The 1527-nt window shown below is 69.9% G+C and carries 2 protein-coding genes; both read left to right on the top strand.

Going from position 1 to position 1527, the window contains the following annotated elements; genetic code table 11:
* On the top strand, positions 1-783 hold a 783-nt coding region (locus tag LH62_RS00155), incomplete at its 5' end, for an ABC transporter permease (RefSeq protein ID WP_052213531.1).
* Between the two features lie 2 nt (positions 784-785).
* On the top strand, positions 786-1517 hold the full coding sequence (locus LH62_RS00150) for an ABC transporter ATP-binding protein (RefSeq protein ID WP_043358395.1): 732 nt from the start codon (positions 786-788) through the stop codon (positions 1515-1517).
* Positions 1518-1527 lie beyond the last annotated feature (10 nt).

The following is a 1527-nucleotide window of genomic DNA, read 5'->3' as shown; positions in this document are numbered from 1 at the left end:
CGTGCGACGGCGCTGGGGGACATTGCGACGGGGGTTCGGCGGTGGCGTTTGTCGATGGCGCTGGCCTCGCTCGACATCCGCAACCGCTACCGCGGCTCGGTGCTGGGGCCGTTCTGGCTGACGCTGTCGAACGCCTTCATGGTGGTGGGGCTCGGGCTGCTCTACTCCTCGCTGTTCAAGATGAGCCTGGCGGACTACCTGCCCTTCATTGCCGTCAGCCTGATCACCTGGAACACCATCAGCACCATCGTCACCGATGCCTGCACCAGCCTGACCAGCGCCGAGGGCATCATCCGGCAGCTGCCGCTGCCCTATACCGTCCACATCCTCCGCTGCGTCTGGCGCAACGCCGTCATCGCCGCCCACAGCCTGCCCATCATCCTCGCCGTCTTCCTCTTCACTGGCGTTTGGCCGGGCTGGGAGGCGCTCTGGGCGCTGCCGGGGCTCGTGCTGCTCGGCGTCAACGCCTGCGCGCTCGCCCTCTTCCTCGGCATGCTGTGTGCCCGCTTCCGCGACATCCCCCCGATCGTCGGCAGCGTCATGCAGCTCGCCTTCTTCCTGTCGCCGGTGCTGTGGAAGCCCGAGCTGCTCGGGCCCGGCAAGGCGGACTGGCTGGTGCTCAACCCCTTCTACGTCGTGATGGAGACGGTGCGCGGGCCGCTGGTCGAGGGCGGCGCCTCGCCCGGCGTCTGGGCCGCGGCCTGCCTCTTCACCGCCGCCATGGCCGCGCTCGCGCTCGGCTTCTTTATCCGCTTCCGCGGCCGCATCGCCTTCTGGGTCTGAGCATGCCCCACATCCATGCCGAGGCGGTGACCATCGAGTTCCCGCTCTACCACCTGGGTGCGCGCTCGCTGAAGAAGCGCATCCTCGCCAACTCGCCGCTCCGGCTGCGCCAGGACGAGGCCAGCCGCGTCGTGGTCTCGGCGCTGCGCGAGCTGAGCTTCCGCATCGGCCCCGGCGAGCGGGTGGCGCTCATCGGCCACAACGGCGCCGGCAAGACCACCCTGCTCAGGACGCTGGCCGGGGTCTACGAGCCGGTCGGCGGCCGGCTCGAGGTGGCGGGCAGCATCGGCGCGCTGATCGACCCGGCGGCGGGGATGGACCCGCATGCGACGGGGCGGGAGAACATCGTGCTCCGCGGCCTGTTCCGCGGCCTGGGCGAGGCGGAAAGCACGGCCCTGGCCGAGGAGGTCGGCGCCTTCTCGGGCCTCGCCGAGTTTCTCGACGTGCCGGTGCGCACCTACTCGGCCGGGATGTCGGTCCGGCTGTCCTTCGCCATGGCCACCGTAATGGACCCCGAGGTGCTGCTGATGGACGAGTGGTTCCTCGCCGGCGACGCCGACTTCATGCAGCGCGCGCGGGCCAAGCTCGAGGACCTCATCACCAAGGCCGAGATCCTGGTCCTCGCCTCCCACGACATGAACATCGTCCGCGAGTGGTGCACCCGCGTCATCCGCCTCGACGCAGGACGCATCGCCCAGGACGGAACCGTCACCGACCTCCTCGGACCAACGTAACGCGTGCGGC

The sequence above is a fragment of the Belnapia sp. F-4-1 genome (genome assembly GCF_000802185.1).
Taxonomy (GTDB): domain Bacteria; phylum Pseudomonadota; class Alphaproteobacteria; order Acetobacterales; family Acetobacteraceae; genus Belnapia.
This window is presented reverse-complemented; position numbering and strand designations above follow the sequence as displayed.

Bases quoted from the DNA above. Each gene is read 5' to 3' on its own strand.
- LH62_RS00150 (WP_043358395.1), top strand. From the start codon at position 786: ATGCCCCACATCCATGCCGAGGCGGTGACCATCGAGTTCCCGCTCTAC.